The sequence below is a fragment of the Pelagicoccus mobilis genome (assembly GCF_016595505.1).
In the GTDB taxonomy this organism is placed as follows: Bacteria; Verrucomicrobiota; Verrucomicrobiia; order Opitutales; family Opitutaceae; genus Pelagicoccus; species Pelagicoccus mobilis.
The window spans coordinates 1-17410 of record NZ_JAENIL010000001.1; the positions used below are offsets into that span (position 1 = coordinate 1).

General features: G+C 52.3%; 10 protein-coding genes. 5 read left to right on the forward strand and 5 right to left on the reverse strand.

Going from position 1 to position 17410, the window contains the following annotated elements; all coding sequences use genetic code 11:
* Window positions 1-291: 291 nt before the first annotated feature.
* From JIN87_RS00005 to JIN87_RS00025, 5 genes are all read right to left on the reverse strand, one after another.
* Window positions 292-3558 carry a TonB-dependent receptor plug domain-containing protein gene (locus JIN87_RS00005; protein WP_200353439.1) on the reverse strand — a complete coding sequence of 1089 codons (3267 nt, stop codon included), beginning with the start codon at window positions 3556-3558 and terminating at the stop codon, window positions 292-294.
* A gap of 367 nt (window positions 3559-3925) precedes the next feature.
* Window positions 3926-5341: a Gfo/Idh/MocA family protein gene (locus JIN87_RS00010; protein ID WP_200353440.1), complete on the reverse strand. Its 1416-nt coding sequence runs from the start codon at window positions 5339-5341 to the stop codon at window positions 3926-3928.
* 255 nt (window positions 5342-5596) lie between these two features.
* Window positions 5597-6229 (reverse strand): response regulator transcription factor, encoded by a 633-nt coding sequence (locus tag JIN87_RS00015; RefSeq protein WP_200353441.1) that lies wholly within the window; start codon window positions 6227-6229, stop codon window positions 5597-5599.
* A 1-nt stretch (window position 6230) separates the two neighbouring features.
* Window positions 6231-8210: a sensor histidine kinase gene (locus tag JIN87_RS00020; protein WP_200353442.1), complete on the reverse strand. Its 1980-nt coding sequence runs from the start codon at window positions 8208-8210 to the stop codon at window positions 6231-6233.
* Window positions 8211-8637: 427 nt separating this feature from the next.
* On the reverse strand, window positions 8638-9786 hold the full coding sequence (locus JIN87_RS00025) for a hypothetical protein (RefSeq protein WP_200353443.1): 1149 nt from the start codon (window positions 9784-9786) through the stop codon (window positions 8638-8640).
* Window positions 9787-10001: 215 nt separating this feature from the next.
* On the opposite strand from JIN87_RS00025, the gene JIN87_RS00030 reads away from it, so the two are divergent.
* The 5 genes from JIN87_RS00030 to JIN87_RS00050 are packed head-to-tail and all read left to right on the forward strand — an operon-like array spanning window position 10002 to window position 17367.
* Window positions 10002-10553 carry a sigma-70 family RNA polymerase sigma factor gene (locus JIN87_RS00030; RefSeq protein WP_200353444.1) on the forward strand — a complete coding sequence of 184 codons (552 nt, stop codon included), beginning with the start codon at window positions 10002-10004 and terminating at the stop codon, window positions 10551-10553.
* Window positions 10543-11997 carry a FecR domain-containing protein gene (locus tag JIN87_RS00035; RefSeq protein WP_200353445.1) on the forward strand — a complete coding sequence of 485 codons (1455 nt, stop codon included), beginning with the start codon at window positions 10543-10545 and terminating at the stop codon, window positions 11995-11997. Before JIN87_RS00030 ends, JIN87_RS00035 begins: the two co-directional genes overlap by 11 nt.
* Window positions 11998-12016: 19 nt before the next feature.
* Window positions 12017-13186, forward strand: coding sequence for a twin-arginine translocation signal domain-containing protein (locus JIN87_RS00040; protein ID WP_200353446.1), 1170 nt, complete (start codon window positions 12017-12019; stop codon window positions 13184-13186).
* A 25-nt stretch (window positions 13187-13211) separates the two neighbouring features.
* Window positions 13212-16199, forward strand: coding sequence for an endo-1,4-beta-xylanase (locus tag JIN87_RS00045; RefSeq protein WP_200353447.1), 2988 nt, complete (start codon window positions 13212-13214; stop codon window positions 16197-16199).
* A gap of 1 nt (window position 16200) precedes the next feature.
* A complete protein-coding gene (locus JIN87_RS00050) occupies window positions 16201-17367 on the forward strand; it encodes a hypothetical protein (protein ID WP_200353448.1) in 1167 nt (388 codons plus the stop codon).
* The last annotated feature ends 43 nt before the right edge of the window (window positions 17368-17410 follow it).

Here is a 17410-nt window from a genome sequence, read left to right on the forward strand (position 1 = left end):
AACATTTACACGCACCTCAAAGGCAACCCAATCCCTGTTTTCCCTATTCAGCAAGAGGGTTCAGATGGATATTGAGCCAAAAGCATGCACATTTCCGCCAAACCGTGTCCGTCATTTGACCGACGAAGTAAGCAACTATTCTTGTAGGGCTTCCGCTCGCGGAACGCCGCATTGCAGAATCCTCGGCTCGCGGCATGTCGCGAGCGACAGCCCTACACGCTCCCATTCTCTAACCTCGGACACAAAAACGGGCCCGCCTGTAGCGAGCCCGTTTGTCAGATAAAACAAGAACTAAAATTTAAACGTATTGGTCACTGCAATACGACGTGGGGATCGCAATGTATACTGGCGAACCGAGCCGTCGTAGTAGGAGGAACGAGCGAGCGGATCGTCGTCGTCCAAGAGATTGTAGATGTTCATTTGAATTCTCCAATCCATGTCACGCCCCGCGAAGCTGAACTTCTTGCGATAATTCATCCAAGCATCGATATCAACCAAGTCGTCTCCGTAGATCGGCTTCGTCACATCAGCAGTTAGGAAGACCTCTGGATCTACGATCTCCGCCAACTCTGGCTCGGACTCGGCCACCTCCAGCATAAGCGGATTGAGCTTACCCTCGTAACCGATAGCAGCCTTGGAACGATAGCGAACACCTGTACCAATTCCGAAGCCCTTCATCTTGCCGTCAGAGAAACGATAGTTGGCTATGAAGTTTGCCCGGTATTTGCGAGCACGAGCAGAGGTAGATCCCTCTTCCTGCTTAGCGAACTCCAAGCGAGAAAGCCCCGTATCCTTGATATACATGTTGTATCCAATCGAATTGGAGTGAGCGAGCTTCTCACCACGCGTCATGTCGTCAAAAAGCGCGTTGCCGTACTTGTCTTGAGACGGATCTGCGGGATCTGGGATGAACTTAGCAGAACCAGGATTGTTGGTCAGGGTCTCGTATTTTTCCCAAATCGGGAAGCGCTCGTTCACGTACGCCTGCAAGTTCGGCAAGGTCCGAGTATTGACCGATTCGTTCTTCGCGAAGGTCAGACGGAGATCCAAGTTGGAAATCGGCTTTGCGATCAGCTCCAACTCCATACCTTTCGATTCAAAGTCACGAATCGAACGCAGGTTGTCACCAATCTCAGGACGGAATACATCATCCACCGATAGTCCACGTTCGGCTGCCCATTCTTGACGCTCCGGGATAATCGCTGACCATTCCTCGATGTCGCGTTCCGTGTTGTTCACCAAACGCCATTTCATGATCTCGTAGGTCCAGTCGAGCTCGAGCGCACCGGTCGCAGTCTGATTGAACCAACTGGCACGGGCGAAGAATTTGCCATCCATAAGGTCGAGCATGAAACCGATGTCTTCACCTACGCCATCCGCGGGTGGGACCGGATTGTTGAAGTAGTCATGCAAGTTGCTTTGCGGCTGGAAGCTATCGGACTTGTTGTAGAAAATCCGCAACCAGTCGTTCGCCTTGTACACCGCACCTGTCGTTTGAGTTGTGCCATCAGCAACTGGATACGTCAGTTCATCGGGAACTTCAGGATAGCTGGTATCGAAAGGCAGCTCTCCAGACTTCTTACGGATATTCTGATACGTCTCTTCTTTGTCCTCTCTGAAACCGAAGGTCGTGATCAAGCGATTGTTCAGCCAGCGGCTTTGGAAAACAGCCATCTTACCTTCTAGCTTACGAAGAGTGGCAGTCCCCTCGCCTCGAGTGCCTACGGTAGTCGCCCATGTAGAAGCGTCCTCGGTAGTGAAACCGACAGGATAGGCCGAGCGTGTTGCTCCGTTTGTACCCACTACCGGAGGGTCTATGTAGTAACGTTGCAGCACATCGCTGTCATTGTGATCCGGGGCGCGAACATAAAAATCAGGTTCGTTGTAGTGACGGGTCTTATTGTAGAGGACCTCCTTGTCATCGGTTTGATAGAGCAATGCAAGGGCATGCTTACCGAAATGCGGGTTCCGCTCCGTGAAGTCCATTTCGTAAGACGCAGTGAATCGGAACGTATCGAAAGTCTGTTCCTGAGTGTAGCCAATTCCCCGCCCTTCGACATAGAAGTATCCAGCGTTTGGATTCGGTACCATGGCTGGGTTCCCGTCGCCATTAGTGATCAGAGTACCATTGTTCCGATTTGGTTCAGCAATGGACCCTTCGGCAGCTAGAGGGTGTACGATCGTAGGCAAGTAGTAGTTAACGTCCGCTCTCAACTCGTTCGCGCCACGAATCGGGTCGAACGAATGCTGCTTCCAGACTTCCTGGTTGTATGCCAATTCGAAGTAGAGATTCTCGTTCACTTTCTGCTCGAGGAAGACGCTGTGCGTATCGGAGCTCAAGTCGGCGAAGTTCGCCAGGCCTGAAATGCTGTAGTCACGCGGCAAAAGGCTATCTGTCGCCAAAGGATCCCTACGGTCTTCACTATTCGAGCGTCCAGTACTCAAAGCGGTACCGCGCCAACGCATAGCTTGGATACCGTTCTGGGCATACAGATCGCGCTCGATAGGGTCCTCAATCGCATTCCAAGCACTTGGGTCAATCTCGTCGCCACTGTTGATCTGCAGACGGAAGTAGGATCCCGCTCCACGATTGATGCCCATCGCGTACAAGGCATCGTTATCAACTACCGTGTTACCCTTTGAGTTAATCATAGTCGGGGCATCCTGCCATGTCGCACCATTGTCGTAGGTCAAACGGTCGTTTATGTGGTCGTACAACGGGCGCCCGTTATCTAGCCAAGTCTGCACACTCTGATTTGGCATCTGGGAGCGACCTTTGCGGCGCAGATTCTCCATGCTCTCGTAGGAGTATCGAAGCGTAGTCTTCTCAAACGGACGAGCCGTGAAGGTACCATAGAAGCGAGTCTCCTCATCCACATCAGGCTGCTTCCACGACTTCTTGGCCTGGTCCATCGCAGCGATTCGAATGGCAAACTTCTCTTCAGCGAGAACCTTGTTGTAGTCGAAGGTCACTCGGTGCCCATCTTCGGTATCGAATCGAAATCCAACTTCGCCGAAGTCCCGGGCAAAAGAACCACGTTTAGTCGAAGAATTAACGATACCAGCCGGACTCCCCAATCCATAAAGGATCGCGTTTGGTCCGTACGCCATGGTGAAACGCTCGATATTGTAGGAATCACCACGAACATTGGTGTCGAAAAAACCGCGTGAATAAGTACTGGAAGAGATCCCGCGTACCCGATTCGAGTTCGTAGTCGTAATACTGATACCTTCCGTATCATCAGATGCAAACTCGTCTTCGTTTTCCGTATTTGTCGAATACAGGAAAGCATCCGTAATATCGGTCGCACCAATATCTTCTAGAAGATCCTTGGTCATTACAGAAATCGAGGCGCCGACATCCGTCAGGCTCGACTTCAAGCGGGTTCCCGAGAGTGTATTCTGGGCACGATAACCCTGATCTTCCTCGGCGTTAACCGTAAACGGAGACAACTCGAAGAATTCATCTTCTTCTGCCCCGGACTGGGCGAAGGTCGGAACGGCTAGGGCAGAAGCGGTTCCAATGAGGCCTAGGCCTCGTAGGATTGAGGTATTCATTTCTACTATTCTGTTTGCACTGATTTCGATTGGCTCCCCCACCTGAAACGGCTCTCGAAGCGCCCAAATCACCGACAAGTATGCACAGGTTCAACGACACGTAGACTCAGCATTCGAGACACGCTTATCGTTGGGACACACAAACAACTGAGCCGGAAAAGGGTACTCTGGGGATATGAGCCAAGAGTAATAGAAAACCGTAAAAGAAACGAAACCCTAGCTCAGTTGAACAGTTCGACATCCGCAAACAGGTATCCCTATCACGATTGTAGTGCCGAAGAACCTACGCCCTCACGCTCGACACAAAAAAGCCCGCCCCAGAAAAGCTGGAGCGAGCTCTCATAAACCCAATTTTGAATAAATTCGATTAGTAGCGGGCGAACTTGGACTTCTTCTTCCAGAGATTCTGACCGTAGTCCCAGCCTTCGCGTACGTTGTCTGGACGTACATACTTGTTGAGCTCAGGGCGGTTGGTGATCCCCTTCTTCGGATCCCACTCTATTCGTCCACCAAAACGAGCTGCGAGAACACCGATCAGCATCATCTCCGTGTAAGGAGCAGAGAAGTCGAAGTTCGCGCCTGGTTCGGGACCTTCACCCTTGATCGCCTTGATCCACTCAACAAACGGACCTCCCTTGATACGTTCGTATTTCTCTGCTGGATACCCGTTCTTTTTAAACTCCTTCATATCCTCCTTGTTGCCGAGGCGAGGATTGTTCGAGCGACCATCCGTGTAGCCCAAGGCCTTGTCACCGAAGTAGAGCGTACCACGATTCGGCAGCTTGCCCCACGTCCAACCTTCTGGAGTTTTTGGCGCGTAGGACGAATCACCATTGTGCCAATAGAAAGTACAAGGAGCCTTGCTGCCGCGTTTCTTGAACTCCCAGCGAACACGGTTGCCATCTGGCACCACCCAATCATTGCCGCCCTCCTTCTCTTCAAGCTCAACCACAACTGGCTCGAACAGATCTAGAATCCAAACCGGAGCATCCGAAATGTGCGGCATCCAGTCACCGAAGAGTCCATTGCCAAAAGCGTTAAAGCCGCGCCAGCTCAGCGGATGATAAAGCTCGTGGAAAGGAGTCTCGCCAGCGTTAGGTCCAAGCCAAAGGTCCCAATTCAAACTGCTTGGAGGCAGGCTCTTCTTTGGCGGAAATGCCGATGGCTTGTGGAAGTACCAGTGCTTTCCATCAAACTGTCTCCACTTAGGCCCCTCTATCCAAGAGTGAGCTTCGCGAATCTGGCCAAATACATCCGCTTCGTACCACTCCTTCATTTGGCGAATGCCATCGAAGGTGTGTCCTTGAACCGCCATTTGAGTCGTTACCTTGTACTTCTTCTTCGCCTTCTGAAGAGTACGCGCCTGCCAGATATTGTGCGTAAGCGGTTTCTGGGTACAAACGTGCATTCCCATTTCCATGGCATGCATCGTTGCGGAGAAGTGTGTATGATCCGGCGTATTGATACAGACCGCATCGATTTCCTTGCCCATCTTGTCGAGCATCACACGGAAATCGGCAAAGGTCTTCGCCTTAAGAACTTCAGGATGATCCTCCTTCTTCTGGTGGAACATAGCCGAGTCAACATCAGCGAGAGCGACGATATTCTCTCCCTTACAACCGCCGTATGCCATTCCCGCAATGTTACCGGCGCCGATCATCGCGATATTGAGACGGCTATTGGCAGGAATCCCTGCCTTGCCAATCGCGAAGCGAGCTGGAGTAAAGGCAGCCGTTGCGAGAGCCGCTGTTTTGACGAAGTTCCTTCGATTGAGTTCTGGCATAACTAAAAATTGGGGTTAAAAATCGTGACGAGGTCCCTAGATACCAGGCATACCCTGGCTGCCGATGACTTTTGAACAGGGGTGGCAGCCAGAGCTATAGCTTAGGTATTCGATTAGGAATTCGAACGGTTCATAGCTTAACAATTTGAACCTTCGACGTCTACTAGCCGATTAGCTAGTTTTTGAGGTGGGAAGCGGCCTTGTGCCGCGATTAGTCCCCCAAAAATCGCGGCACAAGGCCGCTTTACAATCGATTCAAATCAGATCGCTGCGCAGCGCCTTAGCCACCGCGCCGCTTTGCGTCTGCACGTCGAGCTTCTGGTAGATCTTGCCCAAGTGAAATTTCACGGTCGCCACGCTGATGTGCATTTTTGATCCAATCTCTTTGGAGGAGAGGCCTTCGGCCAAATGGCTCAAAACCTCGATCTCTCGATCCGATAAATTGTACTCTACCTTCGCTGGTTTCTTCAGCTCTCCCAGCACGTGTTTCGCCACCCCCGCCCCGAGTGCCGCACCGCCCTGCATCACTTGCTCGAGAGCGTTTACGATTTCTTCGACGCTGGCAGTCTTGAGAAAATACCCCATAGCCCCCGCTTCTATCGCTTTGAGCACCTTTTCTTTTCGCTCTTCCACGGTCAAAACCACAGCCGCAACATCGGGGGCTATGTCCTTCAACCGACGAATGCCTTCCACCCCATCCATCTTCGGTAACCCGAGATCCATCAAGGCAACATCCGGGCGCTCACCCGCCTCAATTGCTTCGAGAAATTTCACACAAGATGGAAACGTTCGACTACAGGTCACTCGCTCCTCGCGCTGCAGAGACTTCTGCAAATTTCTCCGGTAACCGGAATCATCCTCAACGATCCAGATATTTATCGGTGTCATATTAGTTCGAGCTCTTGTATCCAGTTTTTGCACTCCGTGTCAAAGCGGCGATCGGCAATCGCAGACAGATCCGCGTCCCAACTCCCGGCTCACTCTGTAGGTCGAGTTTGCCTCCAAGTTCCGACGCCCGCTCTTGCATACTATCTATCCCCCACCCCTCACTGAGGCCCGCAAAGTCAAACCCAACTCCATCATCTTCCAGCTTCAAAACAAATGCGCTCTCTTCCATTGATACTGCAAGCAACACCTTTTTCGCACAAGAGTGCCGAGCGCAATTATGCACAGCTTCCTTAAAGATCATCATCAACTGCCGCCTCACAGGGAGCGGAATTACAGAATCCGGACCATCATATTCGTTTTCGAATGCGAGCTCCGCTCCGGCCAAGACTCGATGGGCACGTTTACGGAAGTTTTCGATGAGCTCCGATACATGTACATCCCGACGAGCCGTGACCCAAATAACATCGGTTAGCGATACAGACGCTTCCCTCGCAAACAAAACCAAATCATCGAGGTCCCCGAGAGCGGACGCATCCGGAATATCCTTCTGCAGGCGTTCGGCGACAAGTCGAACGCTGCCAAGATTACTGCCAACTTCATCATGCAAGTCCTTAGCGATCTGCTGACGCAAAGCCAGCAACCGTCGTTTTTGTATCAACACAGACAATACAACGGTGAACAGAAAAATCAATCCGCCACCCCAAAGGGCAACGGTCAAGCTCAGCTCCACCAAGTGGCTTTTGCGTGCCTTCAACTCAGATTGTGATGCAAGATTCGCATCCAGCTGAGCGACTAAGTCACGTCGGTCCGACAACCCGTCTAGCCAAGGCAACAAAGGCAACACCTCGTTTCCTCCCGACAAACCGTCAGTCAATCGCTGGAGAGCTTCCGACTCCGACTCGTGCAACGAGGGAGACGAAACCTTAGCGCCCAAGGACATCGATTCCCTCGCCTCAGTGAGTTCTATCTCCCCGAGTCCGAAGGTCGCGATTCCCTGGTATTCCGGAAAATCCTCGAAGGTTAACCTAAGCCAGCGCCCTTCACGCCCTCCGAGAATCTGGCGCATGATGTTGTTTCCACGATTTCCCAGAGGGAAAGCTAGGCCATCGATCAACTGGACGGGCGCGTCCTCTCCGACATCTCGAAACAGATCCACCGTCACTTTACCCGGATAACCGTATCCAGGAACGAATACACCCTCTGGAGGTTGAGCAGGATAGATTGTCAGTTCACCATTTCTTTTGTTTTCCCCAAGGTCCATCTCGATCACCACCGGATGCGGATAGCTTCCCTCGAAACGGTGCACAAAATCCAACTCCGGTCGTCGCCCTTCTTCACTCGGTTGTACCGGCAAACCCATACTCGTCTTCTGGTCATAGAGGTACTCCGTGCTCCAAAATGGATGCGCCTCGAAACTTCCACTCGCCTTCACCCTTCTCACTCGAGTCAGGTAAAAGCTCGGACGTAAGGCGACCTCATCCAGAGCGAAAAACTCCTTCCCCGATTCCACCTTCCCACGAAACACCTCAATCACGATTTGCTCATACGCATTGGGCTCAACCAGCAATCGCACCGGCAAACGCCCTGGATCCGGAAAGTCTCGATCACGCCAATCCACCAGGATGGTATCAACATCTTCGCCCGAGTGCCCAATCAAACGAAAGCGGACCGGAAAGCCATAGCCTGGAATTTCCGGACTTCTACGGTCAGCAGCGGGAATCAGATAAACCTCCTCTAGATATCCACCATGCGGAACATCAATGGTAACCGTCCACCTAGGTTCCTCAGGGACTGAATCGATGGCGGGCAAATAGTTACTATGGTACCCATAAGCATCCAGCTGCAGTGTATCCTCCAAGTGTGGCAAGTGATCCAGCTCGTCTTGGATATCCGCAGCTTCGCGTTCCAACTCAGCCAAGGATTCTGAGATTTTCCAAATAGGGACAGCGTCCTCCTCGCCCCAAAGTGTGGTTGAGTTCAAGAGCAGGCAAAGCAATCCAGCCAACAGTCTATTACACTGTCTCCTTCTAACTGCTCTGTAGGGGTCCCGATTCATCTACCAGATACTCAACAGATTTCTCACGGAAACTCACGTGGAAAACTTACTCATACCCCTACGAACCCCAAGAGGCCCTAGCTACCTTACGGTGGCCAGAGCTCAAACTAGGTTTCGACTAGGACTTAGAACAGCAACTACCCTATCACTTGAGACTCACAAAATCTACTAGCCGATCTGCTAGTTTTTTCGAAATCTCTAAAAAGAGAGACTAGGAGCCACACCTCTTCCCCATGTATTCGCCGATCCAGTACCCATAGCTCGAGTGGTGAGCGAGCGAGCGTTCTCGCGCGCTAGTCAAAGAAGTCCCGTTTCAAGGCTCTGCGATACGCAGAGTGTCCTGATGCGTTGGCTATTCTCCTCGGTAGGCTAGATCCAAGGCCTTCCTGTTGGCGGCAGTGACACCATCAAGAATGGGATACGGACTTTCGTTCATCTTGAGGACCCCTTGTTTGAGCATCTCTCCACCTGGCGTTATCTCATCCTGATACTGGCATTTGTTGTACCCGATAAGATACGGTAGTGAAAGAGCCGCAGTCACGTATCGTTCGTAGTACTCCATGTAGGACACTGGATCTTGCGTAGCCTGCCCCATCGTCACTGGATACTCTTGCGTGGCAAAGGAACTCACGTGATCAGCGATATAGATGGGCTTCCCGTACTTTTTGTAAACCTTGTCGAAGAAATCGTAGTTAAACTCACGACTCGTCGGCTGAATCGCTATGGCATCAATATACGGTAATGCCTCCTTCACTACATGTTCCGGCATATCGATCTCGTGGTAGCGATCTCCCATGATGATGTGATTCGGGTCGTATTTCCGAATCGTCGCATAAGCCTTTGAATACAGTTGCTTGGCGATCACAGCCAAGAACTGGTTTTCGTCCGATTTTGGATTCCGCTTTTTCCAGTCGCGCCAAACCTTTCCGCCAGCCGACGCTTTGGGAAGCGACTTATAGAAGCTAATCCAATCTTCACCGTTTCGACTGCGCTCCCAATTTGGGATATCGGTCCAGAAGTATCCGATTAAATACTCGTTGTCCTTCTGAGGTTCGACGATGCGACGTATATTCCGGTCTAGTTCCTCCAAAAAACTCGAATCAAAGACATCCCGGTAGCCGTAAGCCTTGTTCGGCATCCACTGGCAGATCGGCACCAAATTGATCCCCTTGGTGTACGGATACCTTTCCCACATCCAGCGTGGCCCTTGATAGCAGCCCGCATTGAATCCCCATGTCTTAATATTCTGGACCGCCCCATCGTAATCCTTGGAAGTCATTTTGTGGAAGTGATTAATTCCGAGAGCTCGATACCCATGACCTTGAGGAGTTACTAAGAAGTAGCGGTCGCCCATTTTATCTATGTGAAAGAAACCAGTCTCCTTCCCCTCCAGTGTCTTGATTCCACCGAAAGAGTCGTACTCAGCAGCATTTGAGAGTGTGGAGAAGATAAGCAGCACCATCAGGTGCAACCTGGCGAAAGAGCTAAGCCGGAACTTCATATTCAAGTTTAGAGGGGTATCTGATTGAGGAACTGAAAAAGTAGCTATTCGGCTACTCTCTTTGAGCTAATAGCCTCAACTGTACGCATCTAACAGGATTATTCGAGAAATCGGAATCCCAGAGAAAGACAGTACGCCTGATCCGACGCTTAAGTGAGCACTAACGAAAACTATTTTCGTTAGATTTCTTGGATGAATTCTATTACCTCCTTGGTATGCCCCTTCCCGAACACGAAAACCAACCGACCGATGCTGGCGACTTGGCGATGGAAATCACTTCCATCCAGCCTCGGTTGTACGGCTTCATCCTAAAGAGGATCGCCGACAGGGAGCTGACTCTAGAGGTGTTGCAGCGAACGAATCTAGTCCTCTGCCGCAAAGCCAACGAATTTCAGAAAGGCTCCAGTTTCACCGCCTGGGCATTCACAGTCGCAAAATTCCAGATCATGGCTTGGCGAAAGGATCAGGGGCGGAACCGTCTGGTGTTCACCGAAGACGTGCATGAGCTGCTCGACCGAACCACAGCGAGTGAAATTGAATCTGTCGACAGGCGGATCCCCATCCTGAAGAGCTGCATAAACAAACTACGGGACGAGGATCGAGAGCTCATCCAGCAACGCTATCGGGATGGCGAGAGCGTCGAAACGCTCGCTCAACGTCTTAAAAAATCGATAGACGCTATGGGAATGCGTCTCCTGCGAATCCGCAAACGACTCCGGGACTGCGTGCAAATCAACCTCAAACAGGAGGCCCGACATGAGCACTGAAAACGCTTCAATCAAAGAGGTTGAACGTCTAGTTTCGCAAATGCTCGACCGCCAGCTGTCGGAGGAGCAGGCAACACGCCTAAACGCTTTGCTGCGCGACTCAGAGGACGCCCGCCAATGCTATCTGGAGCTCCTCGATAATCACGAGGCTCTCTGCACCATTTACCCTGGCGAGGTCTTCGAAACAGGCCTAGATATCGACGAGCCAATCGACGATTCAAGCAATGAGGTCCCAGCAGCCTCAAAGTTCCCGTGGCTCCCATGGATCTCGGCAGCAGCGGCTATCCTCACTCTCATACTCGTTGTATCACTCAATTTCACCAACAACGCTGAGAAATCACTAGCGAACACTGGTACCCTATCTGCGGATACGGTAGCTCGACTGATAGCGGCGGTTGATGCCGACTGGAAAGACGCGAACCACGAGCCCGGCTCCTCGCTTTCGACTGGCGAATACTCACTCACTCAAGGGACTGCAGAACTCGAGTTTCATGACGGAGCTCGTGTGAGCCTCCGCGGTCCGGCTTCATTCGAATTGAGGAGCGAGGGCCATCTGCATGTCTATTCAGGCAAGCTTGTCGCCCGTATTCCCGAGGATGCACTAGGTTTTGCTGTGACAACACCGCAAAGCGAAGTCGTGGATCTTGGAACCGAGTTCGGATTGGATGTAGTTGAAAACGGACGTACAGATGTCCACGTCATCGACGGCTTGGTCGAGGTTTACGAACGAGTCAGCTCTCGATCTGCAGCCGGCAGCACGGATGGGGTTCAAATCGGCGAAGGCGAAGCTCGACGTTTCGAGTCCGAGGGAGGATTCCGTTGGGTGGATATCCCCTTCTTTTCCCGTCAGCAAATCTTGGAGGATCGTCACTACGGCGAACTTGGGCTAAGTCTCCTGAGAGGAAATGTCCGCCTGAACGATCATGTTGGGAAACGGCACCTTAAAACGACAACTGCAAATCAGTCCTATATCGAGGTCATTCCAGAAAAGGCAGCCACAGAGCTCGAAGCGGATACAGATGTGACCATCGCCAAGCCCGGCTTCTATAAACGCTTTGGTCCCTCTGGAGGAACCATTCCAGCTGGAACCAAAGTGGACAGTTTTTTGCTTCATTTCCGTTCGGTGGATGGTGAGCCTGTTCGCGGCGTCATCAAATTCGATCGCCCGATTCTGGGCCTGATCTGCGAGCAAAACGAACTGATGGTAACGGACGGACTTACAGGTCTCGAAGATGTGGTGTTTCCAAACCAAGCAGGTGGTTTCCGGGGACTCGAACCTCACTCTCGCCAGCAGATAGGAAAGGGATCCAACATCAAGAATGCAGGAATGTCTCCTGACGAAGTCACGCTTTCTCAAGATCTGACTACCATCAGAATGAGCGTAAACGTGGTTCCCGATCAAGGCGTCGACCAGATGAGAGTCCTCGTCCAAAGCAAAGACTAAACGCAACTCCCCTACCACATTGCCCCAGGAAAGCCGAAGACAGTTCATAAAAGGCAGCCTAGCTCTGAGCGCAGGCTTCGCCCTCTCCCCCATATCCCATCTCACCGCATCCGAAATGGCTCCGACAACGCAAACCAACTCCAGAGGCTTTTTCACCCTTGGAAAAAGGAAAGACCGCTGGTTCCTAATCACTCCCGGCGGCGAGCCTTTTTTCAGCACGGGACTCAACCACATTGATCCCGCGAGTCTTCGATATCCAGAAAACATTTGCATCTGGCGAGACACTTACGGAGGTAGCACACTCCGCTGGATCAAAGAATCCGTCGCTCCGAATCTCAAGGAATGGGGATTCAACACGGTCGGCTGGGTCCAAGAAGTATCCGTTCGCCAATGGCGCCACTCCCGAGCCTTCACTGTCGACGAGTATCGAGCCCTCGACATGCCCTACTGCCATTCGCTTCCCTTCACCGAATCTCATCAGTGGGAGAAACACACCGTGCACTACGACTTCCGCAGCAAAGACTGGCAGGACTGGTGCGAGTATGTGGCTCGTGACCAGTGTGCGGAGCTCGCCGACGATCCCAACCTAATCGGATACTTCTACAGCGACTGCCCGACCTGGGTACACAATCTCCCCGAAAACGAATGGCGCGGCCCGATCTTCGATCCAGAGATGCTCAAAACAGAGGCCGGAAAGAAGGAGCTCACTGAGATCGCCACCGCCTACTACAAAACGATCCACGACACGATTCGTCGCTACGACAAGCATCACCTTCTCTTGGGAGATCGTTACGAAAACTACCAGCCAATCTCCATGGAAGTAGTGAACGCAGCGCTCCCCTACGTCGACGTGCTTTCCTTTCAGGATTTCAACAATCCAATCAAGAACCTAGATGACTGGCACAAGAAAACCGGGAAACCCGTACTCCTCGCCGACTCTGCTAAGATCAAGTGGCACACGGAACCGGGAGAATTTACTCCCAACGACGGTACTTGGTATGCGGATACGCTTGAAGCACTTTTTCAAAACCCAGGCTGCATCGGCTTTCACCTCTGCGGTGCCTACCAAAGGAACAAAGCCCGCCGCTACGGCCTACTCGACGAACTCGAAAATCCCGACACTGAGCAAGTCGATCCCATGAAAGCTGCCAATCTCAAGATCGCTCAGCAGATCGAGAGTCAGTTCTAAAATCCCCCAAACAACAGACCACTAAATGTTCACCCTCCTCGTTTCAATCTTTGGAGGGACCGGCCCCCGTCGGTCCGCAACCTTGGCCACATCCTTGCTCGCTGTAGGATTCTTGCTATGTGCCACGCTTCTAAACGCTTCCCACACCCTCGACCAATACGGCGGCTGGAAAGCCAAACCCTTCGAAGCTACTGGCTTTTTCCAAACCCATCACGACGGAGAACGCTGGTGGCTCGTCACTCCTGAGGGTAATGCTTTCCTCTCCCTCGGCCTCAATCACTACCATCCCAACTGGTGGACACGTGAGGAAAACAAAGAGCATTGGAACAGCGTCTTCGGAGCACAATCGGAATGGGACGAGGACTGGAAGGAAGGCTTCAAAAACGAAGCCCAGACCGATTGTGAGCGTCTTGGAATCAACACCCTCGGCTACCACTGCGAAACGCCTATTTTGCAAGACGCTCCGTACGGCCCCTTCATGCCCTACATCCGGCAATACCGACCGATCGAGTTCTCGCTCCATCTGCGTGTGGGAGCGGAAGGCTATCCAGATTTTTTCAGTCCTGAGTTTGCCGACCATTGCGACAGTGTCGCCCAACAGCAAGTCGCCCCTCACGCCAACGATCCCTGGATACTCGGCTGGGCAATGGCGGACGTACCGACTATGCTCGACTCCGAATCCGCCTGGTCCGGTGTCCCTACATGGCCACGCGTTCTGAGAAATCTCGGAAACGCCGCACCCGGCAAACTCGCCTATGTCGATACCATGAAGGAACGCTATACCGGTATCGATACCTTCAATACGACTTACAGCACAACCTTCGCGAACTGGGAAGAACTCGAAACCGCGGTCAATTGGCGCCCCAATACAGATACCAACAACCGCGCCGAGGTCGCCGACAACAACGCTTTCCTCCGTAAATGCGTTGACGAGTATTACCGCCAAGCCAAGGAAGCGCTTCGCCGGTACGACACCAAGCACCTTTTCCTAGGTGACAAACTAAACGGCAACGGCGATGCCGTGGACGTCCTAGCCGATGTAATCGCCAAGCATGTAGATGTACTCCTGGTTCAATACTATGCGCTATGGGACGTGCAAGAGGCAGCCTACGACCGCTGGGCGGCGTTAACAGGGGGCCTCCCGCTTATCAACGGCGACTCAACTTATCGCGCGATCACTCCTGAAATGCCAAATCCTGGCATCACCATTGTCCCTGACCAGGAAGCCCGAGCCTTCCGCATGCTCGAGTTTGGCGAAGGAGCCTTCGCTCGCCCGGATTTCGTTGGTTGGCATATATGCACCATATTAGATCAGTGGCAATCGACGCCCGGTTACGAGAGTGTTCAAAAAGGCGGTTTGAAAACACCAACGGGAGACTTCTACCCAGAACCGGAAAACGCCATCACCTTCCTTTCTTCTCGCCTCTACGACATCGGCACCGGTCAGGTCGACTCTGCTGCACTGAAGCTATTTTCTGGATACAAAGAAGACACCATCCCGACCAACTTCACCTCTTGCTGCAATCCGATCCAATTGGCTGCATCAAATGAACACTCTGGTATCGATCTGCTTCTTGAACGCCGTTCTGACTACGATCTACAAGGCCTAGACTACCACTACCAACTCTCCTCTGACCTTGAGCAATGGCAAAACCTTGAGGTTGTGAACGAACACGTTGTTAGCGTTTCGCAAAGCAACAACATACAAATGGACATGGTCCGAACCGCGATCAGCAGCTCACAATTGGCAGGAGCCTCCAGTCTATTCGCTCGCCTAGGTGTCACCCAAGAAGCCCCCGAAGCTTGGCGGGTAAGAGCGAACCAACGCATCGATCAGATTCGCAAAAGCAATTTCAACATAACTGTCACCGACAAAGACGGAGCCCCGATCAAAGGCGCAAAAGTCCATGTAAAACTAGACCGACACAAATTCCTCTGGGGTGCGGTGATCAACGAGCTTTGGCCAGTGTCTCCCCACTTGGATACATACAAGGAAATCTTCCTGCGCTATTTCAACGCGTCCGGATTTCGCCTCGCCCTCAAACCCAAATGGGTCGGCCTCACCAACGAAAACAGAGCCGAGCAAATGTGGCCCTGGTTCATGGAGAACGATATTTACATGCGGGGACACCTCCTAGTCTGGGACGATCCCAAATGGTGGCCCCAAGACATGGTAGACGTGTACAACGATGATTCCCTTACCGACAAAGCCAAAGGCGATAAACTACTGGAAATGGCCGAGCGACACATCCACTACGCAATTCCGAAGTGGGATGTAGAATGCTGGGACGTAATGAACGAGCCACAAACCAACTTCGCCATCCACAATCTTGTCGAAGGACACAGCTTCACGCACTGGTTCAAACTCGCTGACGAGGTTCGCAAGCAGCATGGTCTCGAGGATGTGAAACTCTACATCAACGAGTTTCAGGTTCTGTCCGCCATTCTTCCCTACGCCCTGAATAGACCCGCGATTTACCGGGAGATCATCGATCAGATGTTAGCCGAAGGGGCACCTATCGAAGGCATCGGCTTCCAAGCCCGCATCCACTCAGGAATCCTGTCACCAGAAACTGTATACCAACGCCTGCGGGCCTTCGAGCGCTACAATCTCCCTCTACACATCACAGAGTTCGAAATCCGAAACAAGCCCGCCAAAACCTACACCGACGAAGAAAAGGTGAAAATGGTCAACGAAATGATGACCATCTACTTCAGTCACCCATCCGTCGAGGGTATGTGGCATTGGACCTTCTGTGACCTGCCAAATGGCAACGAGCCCTTCGCCCTCTTCAAATACGACGGCACCCCCTTCCCTTGCGGAGAGGAGTGGATGCGTACCATGGACGAAGAGTTCAATACCGACCTAATCGCCATCACCCAAGCCGACGGCACCACCCTCGCTCGCGGCTTCAAAGGCGACTACACGATTACCGCAAGTTACGGTTCAGACACGAGAGTCGTCTCGGCGACTCTCGACGACGACGAAAACGTAGTCATCAAATTCGAGTAATATGGCAAACGCATCCAGAAGAGATTTCATCAAGTGCGGGCTCTTGGCCGGAGCTGGTTTCTGTCTCGTGCCTCGCCTCACATACGGAGCGAGCAAACTCGAGAAGACCACTCAAACCGCCCCCGAGGGATACTTCACCCTTGGCAAGGTCAAGGGTCGTCACCTGCTCCTCACTCCCGACAGGGATCCATTCTTTTCGCTAGGAATCAACCACATCGACCCGGCAAGTCTTCGGTACCCGGAAAACCTAGACATTTGGAAAAGGAAGTATGGCGGCAGCACCATCCGTTGGATACAGGAATCCGTCGCACCGAACCTACAGTCGTGGGGCTTCAACACAGTCGGTTGGGTGCAAGAAGTCACGGTCAAACAATGGCAGCACTCCCGTCCCTTCACCGTAGACGAGTACCGGGCACTCAACATGCCCTACTGTCACTTACTGCCCTTCATCGAATCCCACCAATGGGAGAAGCACACCGTACACTTTGACTTCCGCAGCAAGGACTGGCAGGAATGGTGCGATTACGTGGCACGCTCGCACTGCGCTGCTCTTGCGGAGGAACCGAACCTGATCGGTTACTTTTACAGCGACTGCCCCGTTTGGGTACACGAGCGACCGCAAAACAAATGGCGCGGTCCAATCTTTGATTCCGAACGGTTGAAGTCTGAAGCGGGCAAAAAAGAACTCAAGGAGCTCGCCACCCTTTACTACAAAACCACCCACGACGCCATCCGGCGCTACGACAAGCATCACCTCATCCTCGGCGACCGCTACGAAGCCAATGCTCCGCTTCCCATGGAGGTCGTAAACGCCGCACTCCCCTACGTCGACGTCCTCTCCTTCCAAGATTTCAACGATCCTGTAAAGCACCTAGCAGAGTGGCACAAAAAGACGGGTAAACCTGTCCTCCTCGCCGATGCAGCAGGCGTCCGCGTCAAGAGCGACGGTTTCTACAAACCTAACAACGGCTCCTGGTATTCAGAAACCTTACACGCTCTTAGGAAAAATCCAGGCTGTGTTGGCTTCCACCTCTGCGGGGCTTACCAACGCAACAAAGCCCGCCGCCGTGGCCTCCTCGACGAACTCGAAAATCCAGACCAAGAACACGTCGAGCAAATGACCGCCGCCAACCAAGCAATAACCAACTGGATCAAAACCCAATTCTAAGACCAACAAAATCCATCGGTGTCTATCAGTGGTTAAAAAAACA

Excerpts from the sequence above, each read along its gene's own strand:
- JIN87_RS00005 (WP_200353439.1), bottom strand. The coding sequence starts at position 3,558 with ATGAATACCTCAATCCTACGAGGCCTAGGCCTCATTGGAACCGCTTCT.
- JIN87_RS00010 (WP_200353440.1), bottom strand. The coding sequence starts at position 5,341 with ATGCCAGAACTCAATCGAAGGAACTTCGTCAAAACAGCGGCTCTCGCA.
- JIN87_RS00015 (WP_200353441.1), bottom strand. The coding sequence starts at position 6,229 with ATGACACCGATAAATATCTGGATCGTTGAGGATGATTCCGGTTACCGG.
- JIN87_RS00025 (WP_200353443.1), bottom strand. The coding sequence starts at position 9,786 with ATGAAGTTCCGGCTTAGCTCTTTCGCCAGGTTGCACCTGATGGTGCTG.
- JIN87_RS00030 (WP_200353444.1), top strand. The coding sequence starts at position 10,002 with ATGCCCCTTCCCGAACACGAAAACCAACCGACCGATGCTGGCGACTTG.
- JIN87_RS00035 (WP_200353445.1), top strand. The coding sequence starts at position 10,543 with ATGAGCACTGAAAACGCTTCAATCAAAGAGGTTGAACGTCTAGTTTCG.
- JIN87_RS00045 (WP_200353447.1), top strand. The coding sequence starts at position 13,212 with ATGTTCACCCTCCTCGTTTCAATCTTTGGAGGGACCGGCCCCCGTCGG.
- JIN87_RS00050 (WP_200353448.1), top strand. The coding sequence starts at position 16,201 with ATGGCAAACGCATCCAGAAGAGATTTCATCAAGTGCGGGCTCTTGGCC.